27 protein-coding genes are annotated in these 26,888 nt (G+C 73.1%); 17 read left to right on the plus strand and 10 right to left on the minus strand.

Translation table 11 applies throughout. The features are described 5' to 3' along the window. Positions 1-10 precede the first annotated feature (10 nt). The 12 genes from ACFC1T_RS26625 to era all read left to right on the plus strand — a co-directional run bounded on the left by ACFC1T_RS26625 (position 11) and on the right by era (position 11,385). Positions 11-3,286, plus strand: a complete 3,276-nt coding sequence (locus ACFC1T_RS26625; protein WP_375892460.1) for a S41 family peptidase — start codon at positions 11-13, stop codon at positions 3,284-3,286. Positions 3,287-3,424: 138 nt separating this feature from the next. Beyond that, the gene (locus ACFC1T_RS26630) at positions 3,425-4,201 is read left to right on the plus strand and encodes an RDD family protein (protein WP_375892461.1); all 777 of its coding nucleotides are present in this window, start codon (positions 3,425-3,427) and stop codon (positions 4,199-4,201) included. 56 nt (positions 4,202-4,257) lie between these two features. Beyond that, positions 4,258-4,611, plus strand: coding sequence for a histidine triad nucleotide-binding protein (locus ACFC1T_RS26635; protein WP_375892463.1), 354 nt, complete (start codon positions 4,258-4,260; stop codon positions 4,609-4,611). Between the two features lie 6 nt (positions 4,612-4,617). After that, a complete protein-coding gene (locus tag ACFC1T_RS26640) occupies positions 4,618-5,541 on the plus strand; it encodes a ribonuclease Z (protein WP_375892465.1) in 924 nt (307 codons plus the stop codon). Between the two features lie 304 nt (positions 5,542-5,845). Continuing rightward, positions 5,846-6,973 carry a PhoH family protein gene (locus ACFC1T_RS26645; protein WP_375892466.1) on the plus strand — a complete coding sequence of 376 codons (1,128 nt, stop codon included), beginning with the start codon at positions 5,846-5,848 and terminating at the stop codon, positions 6,971-6,973. 14 nt (positions 6,974-6,987) lie between these two features. After that, positions 6,988-7,482, plus strand: coding sequence for an rRNA maturation RNase YbeY (gene ybeY, locus ACFC1T_RS26650; RefSeq protein WP_030061268.1), 495 nt, complete (start codon positions 6,988-6,990; stop codon positions 7,480-7,482). A gap of 19 nt (positions 7,483-7,501) precedes the next feature. After that, a complete protein-coding gene (locus tag ACFC1T_RS26655; protein WP_375892468.1) occupies positions 7,502-8,824 on the plus strand; it encodes a hemolysin family protein in 1,323 nt (440 codons plus the stop codon). A 33-nt stretch (positions 8,825-8,857) separates the two neighbouring features. Then, positions 8,858-9,094: a hypothetical protein gene (locus ACFC1T_RS26660; protein WP_375892469.1), complete on the plus strand. Its 237-nt coding sequence runs from the start codon at positions 8,858-8,860 to the stop codon at positions 9,092-9,094. 51 nt (positions 9,095-9,145) lie between these two features. After that, positions 9,146-9,697, plus strand: a complete 552-nt coding sequence (locus tag ACFC1T_RS26665; RefSeq protein WP_375892471.1) for a DUF4383 domain-containing protein — start codon at positions 9,146-9,148, stop codon at positions 9,695-9,697. Between the two features lie 71 nt (positions 9,698-9,768). Then, positions 9,769-10,134, plus strand: coding sequence for a cytidine deaminase (locus tag ACFC1T_RS26670; protein WP_375892472.1), 366 nt, complete (start codon positions 9,769-9,771; stop codon positions 10,132-10,134). A 78-nt stretch (positions 10,135-10,212) separates the two neighbouring features. Further along, on the plus strand, positions 10,213-10,395 hold the full coding sequence (locus ACFC1T_RS26675) for a hypothetical protein (protein ID WP_360228745.1): 183 nt from the start codon (positions 10,213-10,215) through the stop codon (positions 10,393-10,395). A gap of 60 nt (positions 10,396-10,455) precedes the next feature. Next, entirely contained in the window at positions 10,456-11,385 is a 930-nt protein-coding gene (gene era / locus ACFC1T_RS26680; RefSeq protein ID WP_375892474.1) for a GTPase Era, read from the plus strand. Between the two features lie 96 nt (positions 11,386-11,481). Here era and ACFC1T_RS26685 read toward each other — a convergent pair whose 3' ends face one another. Both ACFC1T_RS26685 and ACFC1T_RS26690 read right to left on the minus strand, forming a co-directional pair. Beyond that, positions 11,482-11,748 carry a protealysin inhibitor emfourin gene (locus ACFC1T_RS26685; RefSeq protein WP_375892475.1) on the minus strand — a complete coding sequence of 89 codons (267 nt, stop codon included), beginning with the start codon at positions 11,746-11,748 and terminating at the stop codon, positions 11,482-11,484. A 108-nt stretch (positions 11,749-11,856) separates the two neighbouring features. After that, positions 11,857-12,879: a M4 family metallopeptidase gene (locus ACFC1T_RS26690; protein WP_375892477.1), complete on the minus strand. Its 1,023-nt coding sequence runs from the start codon at positions 12,877-12,879 to the stop codon at positions 11,857-11,859. A 333-nt stretch (positions 12,880-13,212) separates the two neighbouring features. On the opposite strand from ACFC1T_RS26690, the gene leuA reads away from it, so the two are divergent. The 4 genes from leuA (at position 13,213) to ACFC1T_RS26710 (ending at position 17,684) form a co-directional block, all read left to right on the plus strand. After that, on the plus strand, positions 13,213-15,009 hold the full coding sequence (leuA, locus tag ACFC1T_RS26695; protein WP_375892479.1) for a 2-isopropylmalate synthase: 1,797 nt from the start codon (positions 13,213-13,215) through the stop codon (positions 15,007-15,009). Positions 15,010-15,379: 370 nt separating this feature from the next. After that, a complete protein-coding gene (locus tag ACFC1T_RS26700) occupies positions 15,380-15,931 on the plus strand; it encodes a TerB family tellurite resistance protein (protein ID WP_375892480.1) in 552 nt (183 codons plus the stop codon). Positions 15,932-16,093: 162 nt separating this feature from the next. Next, positions 16,094-16,840, plus strand: coding sequence for a DNA repair protein RecO (recO, locus tag ACFC1T_RS26705; protein WP_375892482.1), 747 nt, complete (start codon positions 16,094-16,096; stop codon positions 16,838-16,840). A gap of 4 nt (positions 16,841-16,844) precedes the next feature. After that, complete coding sequence (locus ACFC1T_RS26710) at positions 16,845-17,684, plus strand: isoprenyl transferase (RefSeq protein ID WP_375892484.1); 840 nt, start codon at positions 16,845-16,847, stop codon at positions 17,682-17,684. Between the two features lie 101 nt (positions 17,685-17,785). On the opposite strand, the gene ACFC1T_RS26715 is transcribed toward ACFC1T_RS26710, so the two are convergent. From ACFC1T_RS26715 to ACFC1T_RS26730, 4 genes are read right to left on the minus strand one after another with little or no spacing between them, the layout of a single operon-like run. Further along, entirely contained in the window at positions 17,786-18,196 is a 411-nt protein-coding gene (locus ACFC1T_RS26715) for a Fur family transcriptional regulator (protein ID WP_360228723.1), read from the minus strand. A 35-nt stretch (positions 18,197-18,231) separates the two neighbouring features. Continuing rightward, positions 18,232-19,266 carry a metal ABC transporter permease gene (locus ACFC1T_RS26720; RefSeq protein WP_375892485.1) on the minus strand — a complete coding sequence of 345 codons (1,035 nt, stop codon included), beginning with the start codon at positions 19,264-19,266 and terminating at the stop codon, positions 18,232-18,234. After that, positions 19,263-20,027 carry a metal ABC transporter ATP-binding protein gene (locus tag ACFC1T_RS26725; RefSeq protein WP_375892487.1) on the minus strand — a complete coding sequence of 255 codons (765 nt, stop codon included), beginning with the start codon at positions 20,025-20,027 and terminating at the stop codon, positions 19,263-19,265. The genes ACFC1T_RS26720 and ACFC1T_RS26725 overlap by 4 nt, the downstream gene beginning before the upstream one ends. Positions 20,028-20,041: 14 nt before the next feature. After that, positions 20,042-21,043 (minus strand): metal ABC transporter substrate-binding protein, encoded by a 1,002-nt coding sequence (locus tag ACFC1T_RS26730; RefSeq protein ID WP_375892488.1) that lies wholly within the window; start codon positions 21,041-21,043, stop codon positions 20,042-20,044. Between the two features lie 191 nt (positions 21,044-21,234). Between ACFC1T_RS26730 and ACFC1T_RS26735 the strand changes: the two genes are divergently transcribed. Next, positions 21,235-22,617 carry a glycine--tRNA ligase gene (locus ACFC1T_RS26735; protein ID WP_375892489.1) on the plus strand — a complete coding sequence of 461 codons (1,383 nt, stop codon included), beginning with the start codon at positions 21,235-21,237 and terminating at the stop codon, positions 22,615-22,617. 129 nt (positions 22,618-22,746) lie between these two features. Here ACFC1T_RS26735 and ACFC1T_RS26740 read toward each other — a convergent pair whose 3' ends face one another. The 4 genes from ACFC1T_RS26740 to ACFC1T_RS26755 form a co-directional block, all read right to left on the minus strand. After that, the gene (locus ACFC1T_RS26740) at positions 22,747-23,925 is read right to left on the minus strand and encodes a hypothetical protein (protein ID WP_375892490.1); all 1,179 of its coding nucleotides are present in this window, start codon (positions 23,923-23,925) and stop codon (positions 22,747-22,749) included. A 199-nt stretch (positions 23,926-24,124) separates the two neighbouring features. Beyond that, entirely contained in the window at positions 24,125-24,703 is a 579-nt protein-coding gene (locus ACFC1T_RS26745; protein WP_375892492.1) for an NADAR family protein, read from the minus strand. Positions 24,704-24,785: 82 nt separating this feature from the next. After that, entirely contained in the window at positions 24,786-25,895 is a 1,110-nt protein-coding gene (locus ACFC1T_RS26750; protein WP_375892494.1) for a threonine aldolase family protein, read from the minus strand. A gap of 52 nt (positions 25,896-25,947) precedes the next feature. Further along, entirely contained in the window at positions 25,948-26,814 is an 867-nt protein-coding gene (locus ACFC1T_RS26755; RefSeq protein WP_375892495.1) for a transcriptional regulator, read from the minus strand. Positions 26,815-26,888: the final 74 nt, after the last annotated feature.

Raw genomic sequence — 26,888 nt, forward strand, 5'->3', positions numbered from 1 at the left:
CGCTGGCGGCGTGACGGACTCCCTGAGCACCTCCGCGGGCGCCTATCTGCGCCACCCCCATCTGCACGGTGACCTGGTCGCCTTCGTCGCCGAGGACGACCTGTGGCTCGCCCCGCTGGAGGGCGGCCGGGCCTGGCGGCTGACGGCCGATCACCTGCCGGTGCAGCACCCCAGGTTCTCCCCGGACGGGCGCCACCTCGCCTTCACCTCCACCCGGGACGGCGCCCCCGAGGTGCACGTGGTGCCGGTGGACGGCGGACCGTCCCGGCGGCTGACGTACTGGGGCAACGCCGAGACCCGGGTGCAGGGGTGGACCGCCGACGGGCGCCCGATCGCCACCACCGGCGCGGGCGAGTCCGGGGTGCGCCGCTGCTGGGCGCACGCGGTGCCGCTGGACGGCGGCGAGCCGGTGCGGCTGCCGTACGGGCCGGTCGGCGGGCTCGCCTTCGAGCCGGAGGGCGTCGGGGACCCTGCGGCCGAAGCCGGGGGGAGGGTGCTGCTGGTGACCGTCAACAACCGCGAGCCGGCCTGGTGGAAGCGCTACCGGGGCGGCCGGGCCGGCAAGTTGTGGATCGGGCGGGACCGGTTCGTCCGGATCCACCAGGACCTGGCCGGGCAGCTCGACTCCCCGCTCTGGGTGGCCGGGGACGGCGACGGCCGGATCGCCTTCCTGTCCGACCACGAGGGCGTCGGCGACCTGTGGTCCAGCCGCCCCGACGGCTCCGACCTGCGCCGCCACAGCACCGACCCGGACGGCTTCTACGCCCGCAACGCCAGCACCGACGGCACCCGGGTGGTCTTCCACCGGGCCGGCGACCTGTGGCTGCTGGACGACCTGGAGAGCGCCTCCCCGCGCCGGCTGGACGTCCGCCCGGCCGGCTCGCGGGCCCGCCGCCGCCCCCACCCGGTGCACGCCGCGCACTGGCTGGAGTCCGTCGCCCCGGACCGCACCGGCCGGGCCGGCGCCGTGGTGGTGCGCGGCAGCGTGCACTGGCTGACCCACCGCGAGGGCCCGGCCCGGGTGCTGGACGAGACCCCGGGCGTGCGCGCCCGGCTGGCCCGGGTGGTGCCGGGCGAGGACGGCGCCCAGGGCGTGCTCTGGGTGTCCGACGCCGAGGGCGAGGACGCCCTGGAGTACGCCCCCGCCGTGCACGACCCCGAGCGGCGCCGGCTGGCCGCCGGGAGACTGGGCCGGGTCAACTCGCTGGTGGTCTCCCCGGACGGCCGGCGGGCCGCGGTCGGCGTGCACGACGGCCGGGTGCTGGTGGTCGACCTGGCCGACGGCGCCGTGCACGAGCTGGACCGCAGCACCGACGGCGAGGTCGGCGGCCTGGTGTTCAGCCCGGACTCGGCCTGGCTGGCGTGGTCGCGCCCGGTGCACCGGATGGGCCCGTACTCGCTGCGCCAGATCGTGCTGGCAGACCTGGCCACCCGCACCGTCGGCGAGGTCACCTCGCAGCGCTTCCTGGACACCTCGCCCGCCTTCACCGCCGACGGCCGCTACCTGGCCTTCCTCTCGGTGCGCAGCTTCGACCCGGTCTACGACGCCCACGCCTTCGGCCTGTCCTTCCCGAACGGCTGCCGCCCCTACCTGGTGACGCTCGCCGCCGAGACGCCCTCCCCGTTCGGCCCGCAGCGGGCCGGGCGGGCGCCCGGCGGGGAGGAGGACGAGCCCAAGGCCCGCGCGGCGGACGGCGAGGAGGCCGCGGACGGGGCGGTGCCGGCGGTGCGGGTGGACCTGGACGGCATCGCCGACCGGATCGTGCCCTTCCCGGTCGAGGGCGGCCGCTTCCACACGCTGCGCGCCGCCAAGGACGGGGTGCTGTGGACCAGGGCGCCGCTGCTCGGCGAACTCGGCGACGAGGCCGCCTCCTTGGACGACGACCGGCCCCGCCCGGTGCTGGAGCGCTTCGACCTCAGGAAGCGCCGGGTCGAGCAACTGGTGCACGGCGTCGACGGGTTCTCGGTCAGCGGGGACGGCACCCGGCTGGCCGTGCTGGACGGGGGCGAGCTGCGGATCGTCCCGGCCGACCGCAAGTCCGGCGGCGAGGACGACGAGACCGCCGTCGACCTCACCCGGCTGCGGGTGACCGTCGACCCGGCCGCCGAGTGGCGGCAGATGTACGCCGAGAACGGCCGGCTGATGCGGGACAACTTCTGGCGCCCCGACCTCGGCGGCGTCGACTGGGCCGGGGTCCTGGAGCGCTACCGGCCGCTGGTCGAGCGGGTCGGCTCGCACGACGAACTGGTCGACCTGCTCTGGGAGGTGCACGGCGAACTCGGCACCTCGCACGCCTACGTCGTCCCGTACGGCCGCTACACCGAGCCCGCCCGGCGCCAGGGCCTGCTCGGCGCCGACCTGGTCCGGGACGGCGGGCAGTGGCGGATCGGCCGGATCCTGCCCGGCGAGTCCTCCGACCCCCGGGCCCGCTCGCCGCTGGCCGCGCCCGGCGCCGCGATCCGCCCGGGCGACGCCCTGCTCGCCGTCAACGGCCGCCCGGTCGACCCGGTCACCGGCCCGGCCCCGCTGCTGGCCGGCACCGCCGGGCAGCCGGTGGAGCTGACCGTGGCCGGCAAGGACGGCAGCGACCGGCGCCACCCCGTGGTCGTCCCGCTCGCCGACGAGGAGGCGCTGCGCTACCACGACTGGGTGGCCGGCCGGCGGGCGAAGACGCGGGAGCTGTCCGGCGGCCGGCTCGGCTACCTGCACATCCCCGACATGCAGACGGCCGGCTGGGCGCAGCTGCACCGCGACCTCTCCACCGAGATGGCCAAGGACGGCCTGATCGTGGACGTCCGGGAGAACCGCGGCGGCCACACCTCGCAGCTGGTGATAGAGAAGCTGGCCCGGCGGATCATCGGCTGGTACGCGATCCGGGACACCGAGGGCCGGGTGCCCTACCCGATGGACGCCCCGCGCGGGCCGGTGGTCGCGATCGCCAACGAGCTGTCCGGCTCGGACGGCGACATCGTCAACGCCGCCATCCAGGCGCTCGGCATCGGCCCGGTGGTCGGCACCCGGACCTGGGGCGGGGTGATCGGCATCGACAGCCGGTACCAGCTGGTCGACGGCACCCTGGTCACCCAGCCCAAGTACGCGATGTGGATGGAGAACTACGGCTGGGGCCTGGAGAACCACGGCGTCGACCCGGACGTCGAGGTGCCGTTCGCCCCGCACCACTGGGCGGCCGGCGAGGACCCGCAGCTGGCCGAGGCCGTGCGGATCGCCCTCGACACCCTGGCCGCCACCCCGGCCCGCACGGCGCCGCCGCTGCCCTGGGCGTAGCCGGCGCGGGGCGCTGCGGGGCCCTGCGGGGCGCGGGGGTCCGGCGCGGCCGGGCTCCCGCGCCGGGTCGTGGGTAGGATGCGGGGCTGTTCTTGATCGCGATCTTGATCTGGTCGACGGCTCACGGGGGAGCACACCATGGCGCAGGGCTATCCGCCGCCGCAGTACCCGCAACAGCAGCAGTACCCGCAGCAACAGCCGTACCCGCAGCAGCAGCAGTACCCGCAGAACCAGCCGTACCCGCAGCAGCAGTACCCGCCGGGCGGCCCGGGGCCGAACCCGTACGGCCAGGGGCCGTACGCCCAGCCCCCGCAGCCGTACCCGCCGCAGCCCCAGCCGTACGGTCAGCCCCAGCCGTACCCGCAGGCGCAGCCGCCGTACGGGCAGGCCCCGTACCCGCAGCAACAGCCCCACCCGCAGCCCGCGCTGCCGCCGTGCCCCCGGGAGGCGGGCGGCTTCCGGCGCTTCCTGGCGATGGTGCTGGACGCCGGCCTCGCGCTGGGCGCAGGCTTCGCCGCCGCCGTCGCCTCCGACGTCGCGGCGGGTCGTACCAAGCCCGTCGCGGCCGCGGCCGGCCACGCCGTCCAGCACGCGAGCGGGCCGGTGGTGCCGTTCTGGGCGGCGTTCCTGGGCGTCTGCGTGCTGGTCTCGTTCCTCAACCAGGTGGTGCTGGCCCGGCTGGTCGGGTTCAGCGTGGGCAAGGGGATCCTGGCGATGCGGGTGGTGCGCCGCAAGCGGGTGATGCGCCCCAACACCTGGCGGCTGACCCGGCGCTGGCTGGTCGGCTTCGTCGTCCTGGTGCTCTCGTTCGTCTTCGACGAGTTCGACCTGGAGGAGGGGGACATCATCGGCATGCGCTCGGTGCGCTGGAAGCACCTGCAGGAGTACCAGCAGGCGCTCGGGCGGCTCGGCTAGGCTGCGCCCGTACGGCCCGTGCAACCGTGATCGACGACCGAACCGAGGAGATTCCGATGGCCGGCGAGCCGCAGTCCGACTGTGTGTTCTGCAAGATCGTGGCGGGCGAGATCCCGGCGACCGTGCTGCGCAGGACCGAGCGCGTCCTCGCCTTCCGCGACATCGCCCCCAAGGCCCCCGTGCACGTCCTGGTGATTCCGCACGTCCACTACCCGAACGCCGCGGCGCTGGGCGCCGCCGAGCCCGAGGTCGCCGGCGAACTGCTGGCCGAGGCGGGCGCGGTGGCGCGGGACGAGGGCATCGAGGACTACCGGCTGATCTTCAACACCGGCGCGGGCGCCGGGCAGACCGTGTTCCACGCCCATGTGCACGTGCTCGGCGGGATGCCGATGAACGAGAGCATGGTCTGATCCCAGGTGTCCCAGCGCGAACTCGTCGTCCTCGGCACCGCCAGCCAGGTGCCCACCCGGCACCGCAACCACAACGGCTACCTGCTCCGCTGGGACGGCGAGGGCCTGCTGTTCGACCCCGGCGAGGGCACCCAGCGCCAGATGCTGCACGCCGGGGTCTCGGCCACCCAGATCACCCGGATCGCGGTGACCCACTTCCACGGCGACCACTGCCTGGGCCTCGCCGGGGTGATCCAGCGGATCAACCTTGACCGGGTCCCGCACCCGGTGGACGTCTACTTCCCGGCGTCCGGCGAGGTCTACTTCGAGCGGCTGCGGCACGCCACCGCGTACCACGAGACCGCCGTGCTGCGGCCGCGGCCGATCGACGAGCCCGGCCCGCTGCCCGCGCCCGGCGCCCGCTTCGCGCTGGACGCCGTCCGGCTGGACCACCCGGTGGAGTCCTTCGGCTACCGGCTGTCCGAGCCGGACGGCCGCCGGCTGGTGCCCGAGCGGCTCGCCGCGGCCGGCGTGCGCGGCCCGGCCGTGGGCCGGCTCCAGCACGAGGGCGCGGTCGAGGTGGACGGCCGCACCGTCACCCTGGACGAGGTCAGCGAGCACCGCCGGGGCCAGCGCTTCGCCTTCGTGATGGACACCCGGCTCTGCGAGGGGGTGCACGAACTCGCCGATGGCGCCGACCTGTTGGTGGTCGAGGCGACCTTCACCGACGCCGACGCCCACCTCGCCGAGGACCACGGCCACCTCACCGCCGGCCAGGCCGCCAAGGTCGCGGCCGAGGCCGGGGCGCGGACCCTCGTGCTGACCCACTTCTCGCAGCGCTACCCGGACCTGGGCCAGCACCTGGCCGACGCCCGCAAGCACTTCGACGGGGACCTGGTGCTCGCCGAGGACCTCGCCCGGGTGCCCGTCCCCGCCCGCCGCCACCCGTGAACGGTCCGCCGCCACCCGTGAACGGTCCGCCGCCACCCGTGAACGGTCCGCCGTCACCCGTGAACGGTCCGCCGTCACCCGTGCAGCACCCGCCGTCACCCGGGGACGGCGCGGCGCCGGCGGTGGACGCCGCACGGGCTCCCCGCGAAAAGGGCTCGCGCCGCCCCGCGATCTGCCGCAGCATCGTCGGGTGCGGCCCCGCCGCCCGCCGCAGCGATCACGCTCGCGGCGTACCCTGGTGCCCCGGAGAGACCGAGCGGCACACGAGACCACGGATGGGATGAGGCAGGCCCAGCGCCGACCCATGAGTGACACATCGCAGACCCGTACCGATGGACAGTCGCGCCCCGAACCGACCGACGACGGCCGGGTGAGCGCCCGGATCGTCATCCCCGAGAAGCATCCGATGGTCACCCTGCTCGGCACGGCGGACTCGCTGCTGCGCGTGATCGAGCAGGGGTTCCCCGCCGCCGACATCCACGTCCGCGGCAACGAGGTGACCGCCACCGGGGAGCGCGCCGAGGTCGCCCTCGTGCAGAAGCTCTTCAACGAGATGATGCTGGTGCTGCGCACCGGCCAGCCCCTGACGGAGGACTCCGTGGAGCGCTCCATCGCCATGCTCCGCGAGGAGGGCCCGGACAGCCCGGCGCCGTCCCAGGTGTTCACCGCGAACATCCTGTCCAACCGCGGCCGCACGATCCGCCCCAAGACGCTCAACCAGCAGCGCTACGTCGACGCGATCGACAAGCACACGATCGTCTTCGGCCTCGGCCCGGCCGGCACCGGCAAGACCTACCTGGCGATGGCCAAGGCCGTCCAGGCCCTCCAGGCCAAGGAGGTCAACCGGATCATCCTGACCCGCCCGGCGGTCGAGGCGGGCGAGCGGCTGGGCTTCCTGCCCGGCACCCTCTACGAGAAGATCGACCCGTACCTGCGCCCGCTGTACGACGCGCTGCACGACATGATGGACCCGGACTCCATCCCGCGCCTGATGGCGGCCGGCACCATCGAGGTCGCGCCGCTCGCGTACATGCGCGGCCGCACCCTCAACGACGCCTTCATCATCCTGGACGAGGCCCAGAACACCTCGCCCGAGCAGATGAAGATGTTCCTCACCCGCCTCGGGTTCAACTCCCGGGTGGTGGTCACCGGCGACACCAGCCAGATCGACCTCCCGGGCGGCACCCGCAGCGGGCTCAAGGTCGTCCAGGAGATCCTGGCCGGCGTCCCGGACATCCACTTCTCCGTCCTCACCAGCACCGACGTGGTCCGCCACAAGCTGGTCGGCCGGATCGTGGACGCCTACGAACGCTGGGACGCGCGGCAGGAGGCCGAGGAGAACTCCCCGGCCGCCCGCAAGCCCGCCCAGCGGCGCCCCGGAAAGACCGCCGCGGCGCGCGCACCCCGACAGTCCCATCGCACCGAAAGCTGAGCACACAGCCCGTCATGTCGATCGACATCGCCAACGAGTCCGGTTGGGACGCCGATGAGGAAGCCATCCTCGACGTCGCCCGCTTCGCCCTGGACAAGATGCGGATCCACCCGCAGTCCGAACTGTCCGTGATCCTGGTGGACGGTGCGGCGATGGAGGAGCTGCACATCCAGTGGATGGACCTGCCCGGACCGACCGACGTGATGTCGTTCCCGATGGACGAGCTGCGTCCGGGCAAGGAGGGCGAGGAGCTGCCGCAGGGCCTGCTCGGCGACATCGTGCTCTGCCCCGAGGTCGCCGAGCAGCAGGGCAAGGCGGCCCCCTCCAAGCACTCGATGGACGAGGAGCTCCAGCTGCTCACCGTCCACGGTGTGCTGCACGTCCTCGGCTACGACCACGAGGAGCCGGAGGAGGAGGAGGAGATGTTCGCCCTCCAGAAGCGGATCCTGGACGACTGGCGGGCGGGCCGGGGCCTCGGCGGCATCTCCCCGGCCCCCACCACCCACTGAGCGCGGGGCCCGAACTCCTGTGAGCGGTGAGAGTACGAGCTTCATCCTCGGTGCCGTGGCCCTGGTCGTCCTGGGCTGGCTGGCCGCGTGCGCCGAGGCGGGCATCTCCCGGGTCTCCCGGTTCCGGGCGGAGGAGGCCGTGCGCAACGGCCGGCGCGGCTCCGCGCGGCTGCTGGCCGTCGCCTCCGACCCGTTCCGCTACCTCAACCTGGCCACCCTGATCCGGGTGGCCAGCGAGATGGCGGCCGCGGTGCTGGTCACCGCGGTGTGCGTGCGCAACATCCACCCGACCTGGCAGGCCGTGCTGTTGGCCTTCGGCGTGATGGTGCTGGTGTCCTTCGTCGCGGTGGGCGTCTCGCCGCGCACGATCGGGCGCCAGCACCCGATCTCCACCGCGACCGCGGCCTCCTTCGTGCTGCTGCCGCTGGCCGCGGTGCTCGGCCCGATCCCGCGGCTGCTGATCCTGCTGGGCAACGCGCTGACCCCGGGGAAGGGGTACCGGGAGGGGCCGTTCGCCTCCGAGGCGGAGCTGCGGGCGCTGGTCGACCTCGCCGAGAAGGACGACCTGATCGAGGACGAGGAGCGCCGGATGGTGCACTCGGTCTTCGAACTGGGCGACACCATCGTGCGCGAGGTGATGGTGCCGCGCACCGACCTGGTGATGATCGAGCGGCACAAGACCGTCCGGCAGGCGCTCACCCTGGCGCTGCGCTCGGGCTTCTCGCGGATCCCGGTGGTCGGCGACAACGAGGACGACGTGGTCGGCATCGTCTACCTCAAGGACCTGGTGCGCCGCACCCACATCAACCGGGAGGCGGAGGCCGAGGAGGTCGGCGCGGTGATGCGCCCGGCCGTGTTCGTCCCGGACTCCAAGCCGGCCGGCGACCTGCTGCGGGAGATGCAGCAGCGCCGCTCGCACGTCGCGATCGTGATCGACGAGTACGGCGGCACGGCGGGCCTGGTCACCATCGAGGACGTCCTGGAGGAGATCGTCGGCGAGATCACCGACGAGTACGACCGGGAGATCGCGCCGGTCGAGGACCTCGGCGACGGCTCGTACCGGATCACCGCCCGGCTGCTGGTGGAGGACCTGGGCGAGCTGTTCGGGATCGAGCTGGAGGACGAGGACGTCGAGACCGTCGGCGGCCTGCTGGCCAAGCACCTGGGCCGGGTGCCGATCCCCGGGTCGGCCTGCGAGATCCCGCTGCCCGAGCCGGCCGCGGACGGCCTGACCGGCATCCTGCTGACCGCCGAGTCCTCGGCCGGGCGCCGCAACCGGATCGGTTCGATGGTCGCCTCGCCGGTGCGCCGGTCGGAAACGGTGCGGGCCGCGGGCGAGTAGCGGGTGTGCGGTCGCCGCGCGACCATGGAGGGCATGACGCACAAACTTCGCGCGGAGTACGGCCCGCAGGGGGCGGTCGGCGGAGTCAAGTCCTGGCACGTGGTGCGGGACGAGGACCCGTCGACCGCGCTCTGCGGCCGGAGCATGCCCGACGACGCCGAGACGCGGCCCGAGCAGGAATGGGGCACCGGGCTGCGCTGCTGCCAGCAGTGCGGCTCGCTCTACATGCACGAGACGCCCCACATGCAGGGGAGCCATCCCTACAGCTAGCCGTGCCTCCCGGCCGTGCCCCGCGGCGACGGCCGGGCTCTGGAGGTCGCCATGAAGCTGCAAGACGAACTGCCGACCGTCGATCGACGGCTCGCCCTGGTGTGGCGGGTCGGGGCGGGGCTCGGGGGGATCTTCCTGATCGTGTTCGGGATCCTGGGGCTGGCCGACCACCCCGGCTTCCTGGCCACCCACGGTGACCGGATCGCCGGGCTGTCGACCAACGGGGCGCTGAGCATCCTGTCCATCGTGGCGGGTGCGGTCCTGCTGGTCGGAGCGGTGATCGGCGGGAACTTCGCGTCCAACCTCAACATGGTGGTCGGCGTGCTGTTCGTCCTGTCCGGCTTCTACGGGCTGACGGTGCTCGGCCGGCCGGACGCGAACATCCTCAACTTCCGGATGTCGAACGTGCTGTTCGCGTTCGTCTTCGGGATCGTCGTGACCACCTTCGGGATGTACGGCCGGGTGGGCAGCCACCTGCCGCACGACAATCCGTTCTGGCGCGAGCGGGCCTCGCACGAGGAGCCGCTGCCGTCCGGCGCCGCGAAGACCTTCGTCAAGGTGCTCAACCCGAACCCCGGCCGCACCCACCCGGTGGGCCACTGAGCCGGGTTGACGGAAGGGCCGGGTTGCGCGAGGGGGCCGGGTTGACCGAGGGCGCCGGGAGGGTGCCGCCTATGCTCGGCGGCATGAGTGACATCGTCGAACTCGACCCCGAAGACAAGAAGATCATCACCCTGGCCCGCTCGGCCCGCGCCCGCAACGGCGTGGCCGAGGGGGCCGCGGTGCGTGACGAGACCGGCCGCACCTACGTGGCCGGGACGGTCGCGCTGGAGTCGCTGCGGCTGAGCGCGCTGCGGACGGCGGTGGCGATGGCGGTGGCCAGCGGTGCGAAGTCGCTGGAGGCGGCCGCCGTGGTGAGCGAGGCCGAGCAGCCCGCCGAGGCCGATCTGGCGGCCGTGCGGGACCTGGGCGGGGCCGGTACGCCGGTGCTGCTGGCCGGTCCGGACGGGACGCTGCGGGTGGTGGCCGAGGCCCGCTGAGCGGCCCCCGGCGGCCCCCTCGGGGCCGGTGCGAGGAGACCGCGCCCCCTGCATTCAGCAGATAATCTCACCGGAGGGGTGGACTCGGTGAGGGGCTGGGGCATGGGGGCGTTGGCGTTCGTCGCCGGGCTGGTGCTGTTCGTGATGGGCATGGGCAAGTGGCAGGAGACCGGCACGGTCTACTGGCTCTGGGGTTCACTCGCCTTCCTGCTGCTGCTGGTGGTGTTCTCGCTGGTCGGACGGGGCGGCGGCAAGGGCTGAGCGCCCCGGACGGACCGGCCCCGGACGGCGGGGCTCCGGTGATCAGGGAGAATGGGGCGCATGAATGCCCCTTCCTCCTCGTACCGCTCCGGGTTCGCGTGCTTCGTCGGCCGTCCCAACGCGGGCAAGTCGACCCTGACCAACGCCCTGGTGGGGACGAAGGTCGCGATCACCTCCGACCGCCCGCAGACCACCCGCCACACCGTGCGCGGCATCGTGCACCGCCCGGACGCCCAGCTCGTGCTGGTCGACACCCCCGGCCTGCACAAGCCCCGCACCCTGCTCGGCGAGCGCCTCAACGACCTGGTCCGCACCACCTGGGCCGAGGTCGACGTGATCGGCTTCTGCCTGCCCGCCGACCAGAAGCTCGGCCCCGGCGACAAGTTCATCGCCAAGGAGATCGCCGGGATCAAGAAGACCCCCAAGGTCGCCATCGTCACCAAGACCGACCTGGTCGACTCCAAGCGCCTGGCCGAGCAGCTGATCGCCATCCACCAGCTCGGCATCGAGCTGGGCTTCGAGTGGGCCGAGATCATCCCGGTCTCGGCGGTCGGCGACCAGCAGGTCGACCTGGTCGCCGACCTCCTCACCAAGCTGCTGCCCGAGGGCGACCAGCTCTACCCGGAGGGCGACCTCACCGACGAGCCCGAGCAGATCATGGTTGCCGAGCTGATCCGTGAGGCCGCCCTGGAGGGCGTGCGGGACGAACTGCCGCACTCGCTCGCCGTCGTGGTCGAGGAGATGCTGCCGCGCGAGGGCCGCCCGGCGGACCGTCCGCTGCTGGACATCCACGCCAACGTCTACATCGAGCGGCAGAGCCAGAAGGCGATCGTGATCGGCGCCAAGGGCTCCCGGCTCAAGCACGTCGGCACCACCGCCCGCAAGCACATCGAGGCGCTGCTCGGCACGCCGGTCTACCTGGACCTGCACGTCAAGGTGGCCAAGGACTGGCAGCGCGACCCCAAGCAGCTGCGCAAGCTCGGCTTCTGACCGGGGAGTTCGGCGACGGGCGGTGAGCCGCCCCGGGCCCGTCCGGACGCCGTGCGCGTCCGGGCGGGCCCGTGCCGCACCGGGCCCGGGAGGGGCCTACGCCCCCTCGCGGAGCACCAGCGAGACCAGCTCCCGCTGGGAGTCGGTGAGTTTGGGGTCGGCGCAGTACACCGTCCGCCCGTCGACGGTGATCTCGTAGTGGAAGCCGTCCGGCACCCCGTACGAGGGCGCGCGCAGCCCGCCCGCGACGGCCTCGCGGGCGAGCGCGTGGACGTGCGGGGCGTCCGTGCGGTCGACGGTTTCGAGCTCCGCGTGGCGGAGGATTCCGGCGAGTCCGCCGGTCCGGGTCACCTGGATACGCATGGTGTCCATGGTGCTACGCAGGGGAGGCTTTTGCGGCTCTTTTCCCCGACCGTGACCTTAAGGCGGTCTCAAACCGCTCCGAACCGGTGGTGAACCGGTCGTCCGCGGTCAGCCCGGGCTGACGCCGACCTGGGCCCAGGAGGCCGTCACGGTGTCGGCGACCGGGGGCCTGTCGGGGTAACGGGCCTTGGCGGCGGCCACGGTGGCCCGGGCGAAGGCGGTGAAGTCGGCGGTGGCGGGCAGCCCGCCGCCGGTCAGGGCGTCGTACCAGATCCGCCCGGCCTGTTCCCAGGACGACCCGCCCAGGGCGGTGGCCAGCAGGTAGAACGCGTGGTTGGGGATGCCGGAGTTGATGTGCACCCCGCCGTTGTCGTCGGTGGTGTCCACGTAGTCCCGCATGTGGGCGGGTTGCGGGTCCTTGCCCAGCTGGGGGTCGTCGTAGGCGGTGCCGGGCGCCTTCATCGAGCGCAGCGCCACGCCCTGGATGCCGGGGGCGAGCAGTCCGGCGCCGATCAACCAGTCGGCGGAGGCGGCGTCCTGGTGCAGGGCGTACTGCTTGACCAGCGAGCCGAAGACGTCGGAGACGGACTCGTTGAGCGCGCCGGGCTGGTCCTGGTAGTCCAGTCCGGCGGTGAACTGGGTGACGCCGTGGGTGAGTTCGTGGCCGATGACGTCGATGCAGGCGGTGAAGTCGCCGAAGACCTGGCCGTCGCCGTCGCCGAAGACCATCTGCGAGCCGTTCCAGAAGGCGTTGTCGTAGTTGCGGCCGTAGTGGACGCTGGCGTCCATCCGCAGGCCGCGGCCGTCGATCGAGTCGCGGCCGAAGACGTCGGAGTAGAGCGCGAAGGTGGCGCCCAGGCCGTCGTAGGCGTGGTTGACGGAGGCGTCGGCGACCGGGGCGTGGCCCTCGGTGCGGACGGTGCGCCCGGGCAGCCGCTGGCCGTGCCCGGCGTCGTAGACCAGCCGGCTGAGGCCGGGGGCGCCGGTGGTCGGCGGGGGAGCGGCGAGGCGGGCCGCGCGGTGCGCGGCGTCCAGGGCGAGGGAGTGGACGGCGGGCTGGTGACCGGCCTCGGCGAGGCGGTCCAGGACGTACGGCGGGACGATCGCGCAGCGCGGGACTCCTGCAGTCATGTGGCCCAGGGTGAGGCCTGGATGACCGGATGTCACCACCCGTGGCAGGACCGTTCCACGTCTCAAGGGGTGGAACGGAAGCCCGGATCACTTCGGGGGCGCGCGGGCCTGGGTTACGCTGGGCCACATCATGCGCAACGGGCTGCTTCTTCTTAGCTGCCGCGTCGAGGGCCTGTAGTCCACCGGGCCGGCTCCCTCGCCGCGGGGAACGAGCTGTGCGCGGAAACGGCGATGCGACGGCGTATCGCGGGGCGCAGCAGCGGCCGGCCAGTCGGTGTCGATCCCTCCCGACCGCCCGCACCACGCATCCACAGGAAGCCGAGAGTCCCCTCCATGACCGAGCAGACCTCCGCCGCGTCCGTCCCCGCCGCTCGCGCCTTCGTCGACCGGCCGACCCCGATCACCGCCGCCTCCGTGCGCCAGCGGCCCTCGGGCATGCGCCACGGGCGCTACCTGCCGTTCGGCACCGTCGACCTGCCGGACCGCACCTGGCCGCACCAGGTGATCACCAAGGCGCCGCGCTGGCTCTCCACCGACCTGCGGGACGGCAACCAGGCGCTGATCGACCCGATGTCCCCGGCCCGCAAGCGGAAGATGTTCGACCTGCTGGTGGCCATGGGCTACAAGGAGATCGAGGTCGGCTTCCCGTCCTCCGGCGCCACCGACCACGCCTTCGTGCGGTCGCTGATCGAGGAGGGGGCGATCCCGGAGGACGTCACCATCTCGGTGCTGACCCAGGCCCGCGAGGAGCTGATCGAGAAGACCGTCGAGGCGCTGGTCGGCGCCCCGCGGGCGACCGTCCACCTGTACAACGCGACCGCGCCGCTGTTCCGCCGGGTGGTGTTCCGCAACGACGAGGCGGCCACCAAGGCGATCGCGGTGGACGGCACCCGGCTGGTCATGGAGTACGCGGAGAAGCTGCTGGGCGACGACACCGTCTTCGGCTACCAGTACTCGCCGGAGATCTTCGTGGACACCGAGCTGGACTTCGCGCTGGAGGTCTGCGAGGCGGTGATGGACGTCTGGCAGCCCGGTGAGGGCCGCGAGATCATCCTGAACCTGCCGGCCACCGTCGAGCGGGCCACCCCGAACGTCCAGGCCGACCAGTTCGAGTGGATGTCGCGCAACCTGTCGCGCCGCGAGTTCGTCTGCCTGTCGGTGCACCCCCACAACGACCGCGGCACCGCCGTGGCCTCCGCCGAGCTGGCCTACATGGCGGGCGCGGACCGGATCGAGGGCTGCCTGTTCGGGCAGGGCGAGCGGACCGGCAACGTCGACCTGGTGACGCTGGGGATGAACCTGTTCTCGCAGGGCATCGACCCGCAGATCGACTTCTCCGACATCGACGAGGTGCGCCGCACCGCCGAGTACTGCAACCAGATGGAGGTGCACCCGCGCCACCCGTACGCCGGGGACCTGGTGTACACCTCCTTCTCCGGCTCGCACCAGGACGCCATCAAGAAGGGCTTCGACGCCCTGGAGGCGGACGCGAAGGCGGCCGGGGTGCCGGTGGCGGAGCACACCTGGGGCGTGCCGTACCTGCCGATCGACCCGAAGGACGTCGGCCGCACCTACGAGGCGGTCATCCGGGTCAACAGCCAGTCCGGCAAGGGCGGGGTGGCGTACGTCCTCAAGAACGACCACAAGCTGGACCTGCCGCGCCGGATGCAGATCGAGTTCTCCCGGATCATCCAGGCCAAGACCGACGCCGAGGGCGGCGAGGTCAGCCCGGCGGAGATCTGGCGGGTCTTCGAGGACGAGTACCTGCCGACCACCGGCAACCCGTGGGGCCGGCTGTCGCTGGCCGGTTCGCGCACCCTGACCACCGAGGACGGCCGGGACGCGCTGACCGCCGAGGCCGTGGTGGACGGTGCGCCGGTGACCCTGACCGGTACCGGCAACGGCCCGGTCTCGGCCTTCGCGGACGCGCTGGCCCGGATCGGCGTGGACGTACGGGTGCTGGACTACGCCGAGCACGCGCTGAGCGAGGGCGGCGACGCCCAGGCGGCCGCGTACGTGGAGTGCGCGGTGGACGGCAAGGTGCTGTGGGGCGTGGGCATCGACGGCAACACCGTGCTGGCCTCGCTGAAGGCGATGATCAGTGCCGTCAACCGCTCGCAGCGCGGCTAACTCCCGCGGGTGGTACGCGAAGGGCCGTCCCGCGGGACGGCCCTTCGCCGTGTCCGTCGGGCGTCCCGGGCGGGCTGTGGCCTGCGCCACATTTTTTCGGATCGGAAGCCGTTCGAGGTACTGACACGTGCCGGTAACCGTGGCAACATCGATCCACCGGCAAGCCGGGTCGGTGGGACGGCCTCGGTGTCCGGTCGCGTGACCTGTCCATAGTTGTGCAGGCCGCCTGCCATGTCTGGGGAGTGGCGCCGTGACCAGGTTGTGGGGTGTTCGCCCGAGGTGGCGGACCGATGTTCTCGGTGATTTCTTCTGTCCGGGCTGCGGCGGGGACCGCAACTACCGCCGGCAGCACGGCCGGCGGTGGCTGCGGTTGCTGGGGACGCCGGTCGCGCCGCTCGGACCGGTGATCGGCAGCGTGCAGTGCACCAGCTGCCACGGGCGCTACGGCGTCGAGTCCCTGGAGCAGCCCACCAGCGTGCGCCTCGGTGCGATGCTGCGGGACGCCCAGTACACCATCGCCCTGGCCCTGCTCGCGGCCGGCGGCACCGCCCACCGGGCGGCCCGCGAGGCGGCCTGCACGGCGGTGCGCGAGGCCGGGTTCGAGGACTGCGGCGAGGCCCAGGTGCTGGCCGCGCTCGCCGCGCTGTCCGGGCTCGGCGGCGAACTCCACGACGCCCACGGGATGGCGGGCGGCCTGACCGTGGAACTGCACGCGGTGCTCGAACCGCTCGCCCCGCACCTGGCCCAGCAGGGCCGGGAGCGGCTGCTGCTGCTGGGCGCGGCGATCGCCCTGGCGGACGGGCGCTACCTGCCGCAGGAGCGCGAGGCGCTGGCCGCGGTCGGCAGCTGCCTGGACCTGCCGCAGAGCCAGGTGCCGGCGCTGCTGGAGGCGGCGACCCGGGCACCGTACGAGAACCTGTAGGGCCTCGGCCCCGCCCCTCCGGACCTTCCGTATCCCCCACAAACGGGCCCGCCCCCCTCCGGGCCCGCCGTGACCCGCACCGCAGTGGTCCTCCCCCACGGCCCCCGGTGCGGGCAACACGGCTGTCCACGGCTGTCAGAGCCCTGGGGGACAATGGGGGGCATGAGTCTTTTCCGGGACGACGGCGTCGTGTTGCGGGCGCAGAAGCTCGGCGAGGCCGATCGGATCATCACCCTGCTGACCCGCCACCACGGCAAGGTGCGGGCGGTGGCGCGCGGGGTGCGCAAGACCAAGTCCAAGTTCGGCGCCCGGCTGGAGCCGTTCTCGCACGTGGACGTGCAGTTCTTCAGCCGGGGGAGCGAGCTGGTCGGGCGCGGGCTGCCGCTGTGCACCCAGGTGGAGACCATCGCCCCGTACGGCGGATCGATCGTCACCGACTACGGCCGCTACACCGCCGGCACGGCGATGCTGGAGACGGCCGAGCGCTTCGCCGAGAACGAGGGCGAGCCGGCCGTCCAGCAGTACCTGCTGCTGGTGGGCGGACTGCGGGTGCTGGCGGCCGGGACGCACGAGTCGCACCTGGTGCTGGACGCCTTCCTGCTGCGCTCGCTCGCGGTGAACGGGTACGGCGCGAGCTTCACGGACTGCGCCAAATGCGGCCTGGACGGGCCGAACCGTTTCTTCTCCCTCCCCGCAGGGGGGGTGCTCTGCGCGGACTGCCGAGTGCCCGGATGTGCCGTACCCTCCCCTGAGACACTGGTACTGCTCGGGGCGCTGCTGTCAGGGGACTGGCGGACGGCCGACGCCTGCGAGCCGCGGTACTGGCGGGAGGGCAGCGGCCTGGTCGCGGCCTATCTGCAGTGGCACCTGGAGCGGGGCATCCGCTCGATGAGATACGTGGAGAAGTGAGCACATGGCAGCGCGACGGCTCTTCGGCGGCGGCAAGCAGCGGGTCTACGAACCCCCGACCCCGCACCCCAGCGGCGCCAAGCCCCCGAAGCTCCCCGGCGAGCTGGTCCCGGACCACGTCGCCATCGTGATGGACGGCAACGGCCGCTGGGCCAAGGAGCGCGGGCTGCCCCGCACCGAGGGCCACAAGATCGGCGAGTCCGTGGTGCTGGACGTGCTCAAGGGCGCGATCGAGCTCGGCGTCAAGAACATCTCGCTGTACGCGTTCTCCACCGAGAACTGGAAGCGCTCGCCCGACGAGGTGAAGTTCCTGATGAACTTCAACCGGGACGTCATCCGCCGCCGCCGTGACGAGATGGACGCGATGGGCGTGCGGATCCGCTGGGCCGGCCGGATGCCCAAGCTGTGGAAGAGCGTCGTCCAGGAGCTCCAGGTCGCCGAGGAGCAGACCAAGGGCAACGACGCGGTGACGCTCTACATGTGCGTCAACTACGGCGGCCGGGCCGAACTCGCCGACGCCGCGCAGGCGATCGCGCTGGACGTGGCGGCCGGCCGGCTGGACCCGAAGAAGGTCAACGAGAAGACCATCGCCAAGTACATGTACCACCCGGACATGCCGGACGTGGACCTCTTCCTGCGCCCCAGCGGCGAGCAGCGCACCTCCAACTTCCTGCTCTGGCAGTCCGCGTACGCCGAGTTCGTGTTCCAGGACGTGCTCTGGCCGGACTTCGACCGCCGCGACCTGTGGCGCGCCTGCGAGCAGTTCGCGATGCGCGACCGCCGCTTCGGCGGGGCGATCCCGAACGAGGTCGCCGCGCCGCTGGAGCTGCCCACCCAGCGCTGACGCCGACCGGTGCGCGCATGCCGAAGGGCCCGCGGGAACGAACCGTTCCCGCGGGCCCTTCGGCCGTCGTCCGCGCGGGCTGCCCCCGTACGGACGGCCGTTCAGCCCTTCTTCGCGCAGTCCGCGCAGGTGCCGAAGATCTCCAGGGTGTGCGCGATGTCGCTGAACCCGTGCTCGGCGGCGACCGAGTTGGCCCAGCGCTCGACCGCGGGGCCCTCGACCTCGACGGTGGCGCCGCAGTGCCGGCAGACCAGGTGGTGGTGGTGCCCGCTGCTGCACCGGCGGTAGACGGCCTCGCCGTCGGCGGTGCGCAGCACGTCCACCTCACCGGCGTCGGCGAGCGACTGGAGGGTGCGGTAGACCGTGGTCAGACCGACGGAGTCCCCGCGGTGCTTGAGCAGGTCGTGGAGCTCCTGGGCGCTGCGGAAGTCCGCGATCTCGTCCAGGGCCGCCGAGACGGCGGCTCGCTGCCGGGTCGAGCGGGCGCGCGGCGACGGGCCTGCGGTGGTCACCGTGGGTCCTCCTGGGGTCGTGGGCGTCACGCACCTCATTGTGCCAGCCCGGCCCGCCGCTCCGGAGTGGTCGTGTCGGAGGAAGTCCTTCCCGGGTCCTGGCCGGGGATCCGGCCGGTGCCGCGGCCGGGGATCGGGTCGGGGATCGGGTCGGGGAAGGCGTCGGTGATTCCGTCGGGGAAGGCGTCGGGGATTCGGTCCGGGAGCCGGACGTCGCAGACCTGGGGGGCCGGGTCGGCGTCGCCGCGGCGCCGGTGGCGACGGCGGGCCAGCGGGGCGGCGATCGCGCTGAACACCGCGAACACCGCGATGGCGAGCAGCACGATGGCCGGGCCGGAGGGCACGTCGAGCTGGTAGGAACCGGTGACGCCGGCCAGCGAGACCACCACGCCGAGCGCGATCGAGGCGGCCTGGGTGGCGGCGAAGGAGCGGGTCAACTGCTGGGCGGCGACCACCGGGACCACCATCAGCGCGCTGACCAGCAGCAGGCCGACCACCCGCATGGCGACCGTGACGGTGACCGCGGCCATCACCGCGAGCAGCAGGTTGAGGGTGCGCACCGGAACGCCGGTGACCCGGGCGAAGTCCTCGTCCTGGCAGATCGCGAAGAGCTGGCGGCGCAGGCCGACGGTGACCGCGATGACCACGGCCCCGAGCACCGCGATGGTGGCCAGGTCGGCGGGGGCGACGGTGAGGATCGAGCCCCACAGGTAGCTCTCCAGCGAGCCGGCCCCGGCCTGGGCGGACATCGAGACGAGCAGCTTGCCGCAGGCCATGCCGCCGTAGAAGAGCATCGCCAGGGCGATGTCGCCGCGCTGGTTGCCGCGCGAGCGGACCAGCTCCATGGTGACGGCGCCGAGCACGCAGACCAGCACGGCCATCCAGACCGGGCTGGTCTGGAAGATGAAGCCGAGGCCGACGCCGGTCATCGCGACGTGGCCCATGCCGTCGCCCATCAGCGCCTGGCGGCGTTGCACCAGGTAGATCCCGACGGCGGGGGCGGTGATCCCGACCAGTACGGCGGCCAGCAGGGCGCGCTGCATGAAGTCGTAGGAGAGCATCTCGGTCATGCGAGCAGCCTCGGCGGGGTGAGGTCGGCGTGCGGGTGGACGTGGTCGTGGCCGGGCAGCGCGTGCAGGCCGGTGTTGGGAACCGGCGGGCCGTCGTGCGCGACGCAGCCGTCCCGCAGCACCACGGCGCGGTCGATCAGCGGCTCCAGCGGCCCGAGTTCGTGCAGCACCAGGAGCACCGAGGCGCCGCGGCCGACCTCGGCGCGCAGGGTGTCGGCGAGCACCTGCTGGCTGGCGGCGTCGACGCCGGCCATCGGCTCGTCCATGATCAGCAGGTCGGGGGTGCCGACCAGGGCGCGGGCGATCAGGACCCGCTGCTGCTGGCCGCCGGAGAGGTCGGCGACGCCGTCCCCGGCCCGGTCCAGCATGCCGACGGCGGCCAGCGCGCCGTCCACCGCGGCGCGGTCCCGGCGGCGGAACGGCAGCAGCCGGTGCTGCGCCAGCCGCCCGGTGGAGACCACCTCGCGCACGGTGGCGGGGACGCCGGAGGCGGCGGTGGTGCGCTGCGGGACGTACCCGATCCGGTGCCAGGCGCGGAAGGAGCCGTACGGGGTGCCGAACAGCTCCAGGGTGCCCTGCTCCAGCGGCACGGAGCCGATCACGGCCTTGACGGTGGTCGACTTGCCGGAGCCGTTGGCGCCGAGCAGGGCGACGACCTCGCCGGGTCGGACGGTGAGGTCGACGCCGCGCAGCACCGGCCGGCCGCCGCGCGAGGCGACGGCGTCGAGGAGGCGGACGGCCGGGGGTATCGGGTGGGTCATGGTGGTGCGTCCCGTCAGCTCGCGGGGGTGGGGGCGGCGGTCGCCGTGGGCGCGCCGAGGGCGGCCCGGAGGTTGGCCAGGTTCTGCTTCATGACGGTCAGGTAGTCGTCCTTGGCGGCGCCGTTGGATGCATCAGTCTTGACGCCCTCCAGCGGGTCCAGCACGGCGGTCTTGAGGCCGAGGTCCTTGGCGACGGTGTCGGCGAGCTTGGGGCTGACCAGGGTCTCGAAGAAGATCGTGGTGACGCCGTTGTCCTTGGCGGCCTTCTGCACCTCGGCGAGGCGGGCCGGGGTGGGCTCGGACTCCGGGTCGACGCCGTTGATGGCGACCTGGGTGAGGCCGTAGTGGTCGGCGAGGTAGCCGAAGGCGGCGTGGCTGGTGACGAAGGTCTTGGTCTTGACGTCCTGCAGCCCGGTCCGGAACTCCTGGTCCAGGGCGGTGAGCCGGGTGACCAGGTCGTCGGTGTTCTTCCGGTAGTCGGCGGCGTGGGCGGGGTCGGCCTTGGCGAACTCGGCGCCGACGCTCTTGGCGATCGCGGCGTAGCGGCTCGGGTCGAGCCAGACGTGCGGGTCGCCGGCCGGGCCCTCGTGCTTGTGGCCGTCGCCCTCGGCGGTGCCCTCGTCGAGGTGGTGGTCGACCAGCGGGCTGGCGGCGGTGGCGTCGATCTTGTGCTTGCTGCCCGACTGGTCGACGGCCTGGTCGACGGTGGGCTGGAGGCCCTTGAGGTAGAGGATCGCGTCGGCCTTCTGGACGCCGGCGACCTGCTTGGCGGTGAGTTCCAGGTCGTGCGGCTCGACGCCGGGCGCGGTGAGGTCGGTGACCGAGACGTGCTCCTTGCCGATCTGCTGGGCCAGGAACTCCATCGGGTAGAAGGAGGCGACGACGTTCAGCTTGCCGTCCGTGCCCTGGGCGCTGCTGCTGCCGCCGCAGGCCGTGAGGGCCAGTGAGGAGGCGAGGGCGGCGACGGCGAGGGCGGCGGTCTTGCGGGTCCGGCGGCTGAGCAGTCCGATCATCATGACAATCATTCTCATCTCAAGTGGAAATGATTGTCAACTCACTCGGACGGGTGAACGACAGGTGGCCGTGGACGGGGGGAGCCGGACCATATCGATTTGAAACCCGTACCCGTCCGGCCGGTAACCTTGGGTATTCGGGTACGAGCAACCAGCCGTGCCCTGACCGTGCCGTACGTACTGAAGAGAGCACTGTGGCCGCCGACAAGATCGACACGATCGTCAGCCTGAGCAAGCGCCGAGGCTTCGTCTACCCCTGCAGCGAGATCTACGGCGGCACGCGTGCCGCCTGGGACTACGGGCCGCTGGGCGTCGAACTCAAGGAGAACATCAAGCGCCAGTGGTGGCGCACGATGGTCCAGGCCCGCGAGGACGTCGTCGGACTCGACTCGTCGGTGATCCTGGCCCGCGAGGTCTGGGAGGCCTCCGGCCACGTCGCCACCTTCAACGACCCGCTGACCGAGTGCCTCTCCTGCCACAAGCGCCACCGGGCCGACCACCTGGAGGAGAAGTACGAGGCCAAGCACGGCTTCCCGCCGCCGAACGGCCTCAAGGACGTCAACTGCCCCGACTGCGGTACCAAGGGCCAGTTCACCGAGCCCAAGGACTTCTCGGGCATGCTGAAGACCCACCTCGGCGTCACCGAGGAGGCGAGCGGCCTGGCGTTCCTGCGCCCCGAGACCGCCCAGGGCATCTTCACCAACTTCAGTTCCGTCCAGACCACGTCGCGCAAGAAGCCGCCGTTCGGCATCGCCCAGACCGGCAAGAGCTTCCGCAACGAGATCACCCCCGGCAACTTCATCTTCCGCACCCGCGAGTTCGAGCAGATGGAGATGGAGTTCTTCGTCAAGCCGGGCGACGACGAGCAGTGGCACGAGTACTGGCTCCAGCAGCGCTGGGACTGGTACGTCGACCTCGGCATGCGCACCGAGAACATGCGCTTCTTCGAGCACCCGAAGGAGAAGCTCTCCCACTACGCCAAGCGCACCGTGGACATCGAGTACCGCTTCAACTTCGGCGGCTCCGAGTTCTCCGAGCTGGAGGGCGTCGCCAACCGCACGGACTACGACCTGCGGGTGCACAGCGAGGCCTCCGGCAAGGACCTCCGGTACTTCGACCAGGAGAGCGGCGAGCGGTACTTCCCGTACGTCATCGAGCCGGCGGCCGGCCTCAACCGCGCCATGCTGGCCTTCCTGATCGACGCCTACTTCGAGGACGAGGCGCCGAACGCCAAGGGCGTCATGGAGAAGCGCGTCGGCATGCGGCTCGACCCGCGCCTGGCCCCGGTCAAGGTCGCCGTGCTGCCGCTGTCGCGCAACGCCGAGCTCTCCCCGAAGGCCCGCGGCCTGGCCGCCGACCTGCGCACCGCGTGGAACGTCGAGTTCGACGACGCGGGCGCGATCGGCAAGCGCTACCGCCGCCAGGACGAGATCGGCACGCCGTTCTGCGTCACGGTCGACTTCGACACCCTTGAGGACAACGCCGTGACCGTGCGCGACCGCGACACCATGTCGCAGGAGCGCGTGTCGCTCGACCAGGTGAAGGGCTACCTGGCGGCGCGGCTGATCGGCTGCTGAGTCCGGTCCTTCGGTAGTCCGGTGCTTCGGTAGTCCGGTACTGCGGTGCTTCGGGGAGCCCCCGGCCGTCCTCCTTCGTGGAGGCGGGCCGGGGGCTCCCTGCGTTCCTGTCGTTCCGGGGGCGGGGGGCTACCGCCGGCCCCAGCGGGAGCGGGGGGCGGCCGGCGGGGCGGTCGGCAGGCCGGCCGTGCGCAGGGCGGCCAGGGTGGTGCGGTGGCGGGTGCCGTCGGCGAGCAGGGCGGCCAGCAGCTGCCCGTAGAGGTCCCGGTGGTTCTCCAGCGCGGCGGCCAGGCGCACCAGTTCGACCGGCGGGCGCAGGGCCGCCAGCTCGTGCAGCAGGAGGGTGGCGAGCGCGGGCGGCAGCTCGGTCGCGAGTCCGGCCAGGTCCGCGGTCGGGCGGCCGGCCGCCTGGCGCAGCAGCGTGCGGACGTCGGCGGGGCGGCCGTGCTGCTGGAGGCCGGCGGCCAGCGAGGTCAGCTCCGGGGTCGGTGCCGAGCCCCACTCCCAGAGCAGCGTGGCGCTGTCGGCGTGCTGCCCGGCCCGCTCCAGCGCGGCGAGCAGGGCCGGGACCGCGGCGGCCGGGTAGGCCCGGAAGGCGTGGAACAGTTCGGCGGCCTCCTCGGCCAGGCCCAGCTCCCGCAGCTCCGCCAGCACCGTGACGGCGTGCTCGGGGGCGCCCCGGGCAGCCGTCCGGGCCAGTTGGAGCGAGGCGCCGGTCGGGCCGCGCCGGGAGAGCATCCCGACCAGCAGGGCGGCGTCGGCGGGGGCGAGGTGGGCGGCGGCCCGGTCCAGCAGCTCCCCGGCCTCGGGGAGGGCGCCGCTGCGGTGGAGTCCGGTGATCCGCTCGGTGAGGGCGCCGAGGTCGGGGCGGACGGGTGGAGCGGGAGACGGCGCCGCTGCGGGGGGCGGGGCCGTTGCCGGGATCGGGGCCGGGGGTGGGGTCGGCGCCGGTGGCGGGGGTGGTGGGGGCTGGTGAGGAGAGAGGGGCGGGTGATCCGCCTGCTCCGGGGCGGGCCGGGGGTGCGGCCGCTGTCTGAGGTGGATCTCCAATTCCCTTAACTGATCGCTCAGTTGCAGGCAGCGCGCGCCCAGGCCCTCGCGCAGGGTGCGGGCCTGGGCGAGCTGCCGCAGCAGGTCGTCGTCCGGGCGCCGGCGGCCCGGGGCTGCCCGTATCGCCTCGTTCAGCCGGCGTTCGCGTTGGCCCGCGTAACGGCTCGCGCGGAGCAACTCGTCCAGTTCCGACCGGAGTTCGGCGGCCCGTTGCTCGCCCTCCGGTTGCTGGCCTGCGGATTCTTCCGTCGACCGCATGCGCATGATCGCCCCAACCTGTCCATCTGTACCCTGACTGCGGGACATCCTGGCGTCGGAATGTGGCGATGGAGTTACGAGAGCGCGACCAGTCGTGCCCGAGTGGTGTCAAGGAGCGCGCAGAGGGCGGCCGTTGCGAGAAGTGCGCCGGTCGCGCTCCGCGGCGGGGCCGCCCCGTCCGGCCGGGGAGCGACCGGCCTCATCCGGCCAGTTGCGCCCGCGCCTCCATCAGTGCGAACCCGAGCAGGTTCAACCCCCGCCACTCCAGCGGGCGTTCGGCCCGGATGTCGTCCGCGCCGAGGCCGATGCCCCAGATCCGGTCCACCGGGCTGGCCTCGACCAGGACGCGGCCGCCCGTGCCGAGCAGGTACTCCCGCAGGGTCTCGTCCTGGCCGAACTTCGCGACGTTCCCCTCGACCACCAGGTCGAACCGGCCCGCCGTCCAGGTCTCGTCGTCGAAGTCCCGGACCAGCCGGCCCAGCTTCTTCGCCTCGGCGGGTGTCCGGGCCGCCAGCACCTGCTGCTCGATCGCCCGGTCGCCGAACATCCGGGCCTTGCCGGCCATCATCCAGTGCTCGGCGGAGGCGTACGCCACCCCGTCGACGGTGAACTGCCCGGGCCACCACTGGCTCAGGCACTCCTGTCGCGTCCCGCCGCCCTTGCGGGCGGTGTGCCCCCAGAACATCACCCATTTCGGCCGCGCCCCGGTGGCCATCAGGCCCGCCAACTGCTCGCGGCTGCGGACGTCGGCGAAGTCTCCGGCCTGCTGCTTGCTCATAATCGTCATTCTGACACGAAGGGTCGGGCGCCCGCCATCCGTTTGACGGCGGGCTCCCTCGGAGGGCCGGCCCTCCCGGGGGTCAGTCCCGTTCGGCGGCGACCAGCTCCAGGAAGCGCAGCCCGAGTCCGGTGACCTCCTGCGCCGTCCAGTCCTGGGCCGAGCCCGCCAGTCGGACCTCGGCCATGGCGAGGCCGGGGGCGGCGTCGGTCCAGTCCAGGAACCAGGTCCCCTCCCGCTCGGCGAGGGCGAGGGTGGCGGCGTTCAGGACGCGCGCCGGGTGGGGGAGCCAGAGCTGGAAGTCGTGGGTGGGCGGCGCCTCCGGGAGGATCCGCGCCCCGGGAAGGGCGGCCAGGGCGGGGACGAGGGTCGCCGCGTGGCGGGTGTAGCCGGGGATCCGGGGGAGCTCGGTGTCCAGGCCGGCGAGCGCGGCGAGGGCGGCCGGCCACTGCTGGTAGAGCTGGCCGCCGTAACGGTGGCGCCAGGTGCGGGCGTAGGCGGTGAAGGCCTTGTCCCCGGCGAGGGCGGCCCCGCTGATGCCGCCGAGGTCCTTGTAGTAGGAGACGTAGACGCTGTCGGCCAGGGCGGCGATCTCGTCCAGCGGCCGGCCGAAGTGGGTCGTGGTGTTCCAGAGGCGGGCGCCGTCGAAGTGCACCCGGGCACCGGCCTCGCGGGCGGCGGCGACCAGCTCGGTGAGCTCGTCCCAGCTGGGCAGGAGGAAGCCCGGGTCGCGGAGCGGGAGTTCCACCACCAGGGTGCCGAACGGTTCGCCGAGGCCGCGCAGGTCGTCGGCGGTCGGCTGCCGCGCCTCGGTGGTGGGCCAGAGGCTGCGCAGGCCGGTGAGCTGGATGTGGGCGTGGCGTTCGTGCCGTTCGAGGTGGCTCTGCGGGTGGAGCGCGACGGCCGGGTTGCCGGTCCGCTCGGCGTGGTGGCGCAGGGCGACCTGCTGGGCCATCGTCCCGCTGGGGAAGAACACCGCGTCCTCGGTGCCGAGGAGCGCGGCGGTGCGCTCCTCCAGCTCCCCGACCGGCCCGCCGTTCCCGTAGATGTCGGGGTGGGCGTCCGGCTCGACCGCCTCGGCGAGCGCGGCGAGGCGCTCGCGCATGGTGAGCGGGCGGGCGCCGGAGAGGAAGCGGGTACAGGCCCGGCGGGCGGCGCGCAGGCGGGCCGGGTCGATCTGGTCATCGGTCATCCGGCGATTGTCGGAGCGGCGGGGACGCCGGGCCAACTGCTTTTCCCGGCGCTCAGGCCTTTTCTGCCCCGGGCGGGTCGAAGGCGCGGAAGAGGGACAGGTCGGGGGCCTGGCGCCGGATCGCCGCCCACCGCTCCCGGAAGGCGTGGCGCAGTCGTGCGGGCGGCCAGGGGGCGGGCCGCAGTTCGGGCGGCAGCAGTGGGTCGTGCTCCAGCGCCCGGCTGAACGCGTCGGCCAACCCCAGGGCGGAGGCGACGAGTGCGGGGGAGCCGTGGTCGGTGCCGATGAGTTCGGGGGAGCCGTGGTCGGTGCCGACCGGTTCCGCGGCGAGCGCCTCGGCGAGCGGCCGGTAGGCGGCGTGGGTGTCGGCCGCGGGCCACAGGCGCTCCGCGACGGAGGCCGGGTCGGTGAACCCGGGGCCGGTCAGCCGGGTGGCCTCCGCCGTGACCAGGTAGCTGCCGACGGTGGACTCCGAGGTCTCGCCGACGAGTTCGGCCAGCAGGTCGTGCGGGCTGAGGTAGGCGCCGGGGGCGAGCGGGGCGGCGCCGAGGCGGGTCAGCGCGGTGCGGAGGGCGTCGCGTTCGGGGCGGCGCTGTTCCGGTACGGAGAAGGTGTGGAGCCGCCAGAGCCCGTCCCAGGGGGCGAGTCCGGCGTCCTGGGCGTAGGCGAGGCGGACGAGGCGGACGTCCGTGTCGGAGCGGAGCCGGCCCGCGTCGGTCAGCAGGAGGCGGCCCTTGCGGCCGCGGCCCTCCTGCCGGAGGACGCCCGCGGCCTCCAGCCGGCGGATCGCCAGCCGGACCGGCTGGTCGGCGAGTCCGGCCGCGGCGGCGAGGTCGTAGACGTAGGCGAGGGAAGCGGTGCCCTGCGGGTCGAAGCAGGCCTCGACGACCGTCCGCGGCGCGGCCTGGTACTCGGACAAGGGGAGACCTCGGTTCTCGATCGCGCCCCGGCTCCGGCGCCGCCCCCAGGGTAACCGCGGCGGGAGGAGCGACG

The sequence above is a fragment of the Kitasatospora sp. NPDC056076 genome (assembly GCF_042266305.1).
Lineage (GTDB): Bacteria > Actinomycetota > Actinomycetes > Streptomycetales > Streptomycetaceae > Kitasatospora.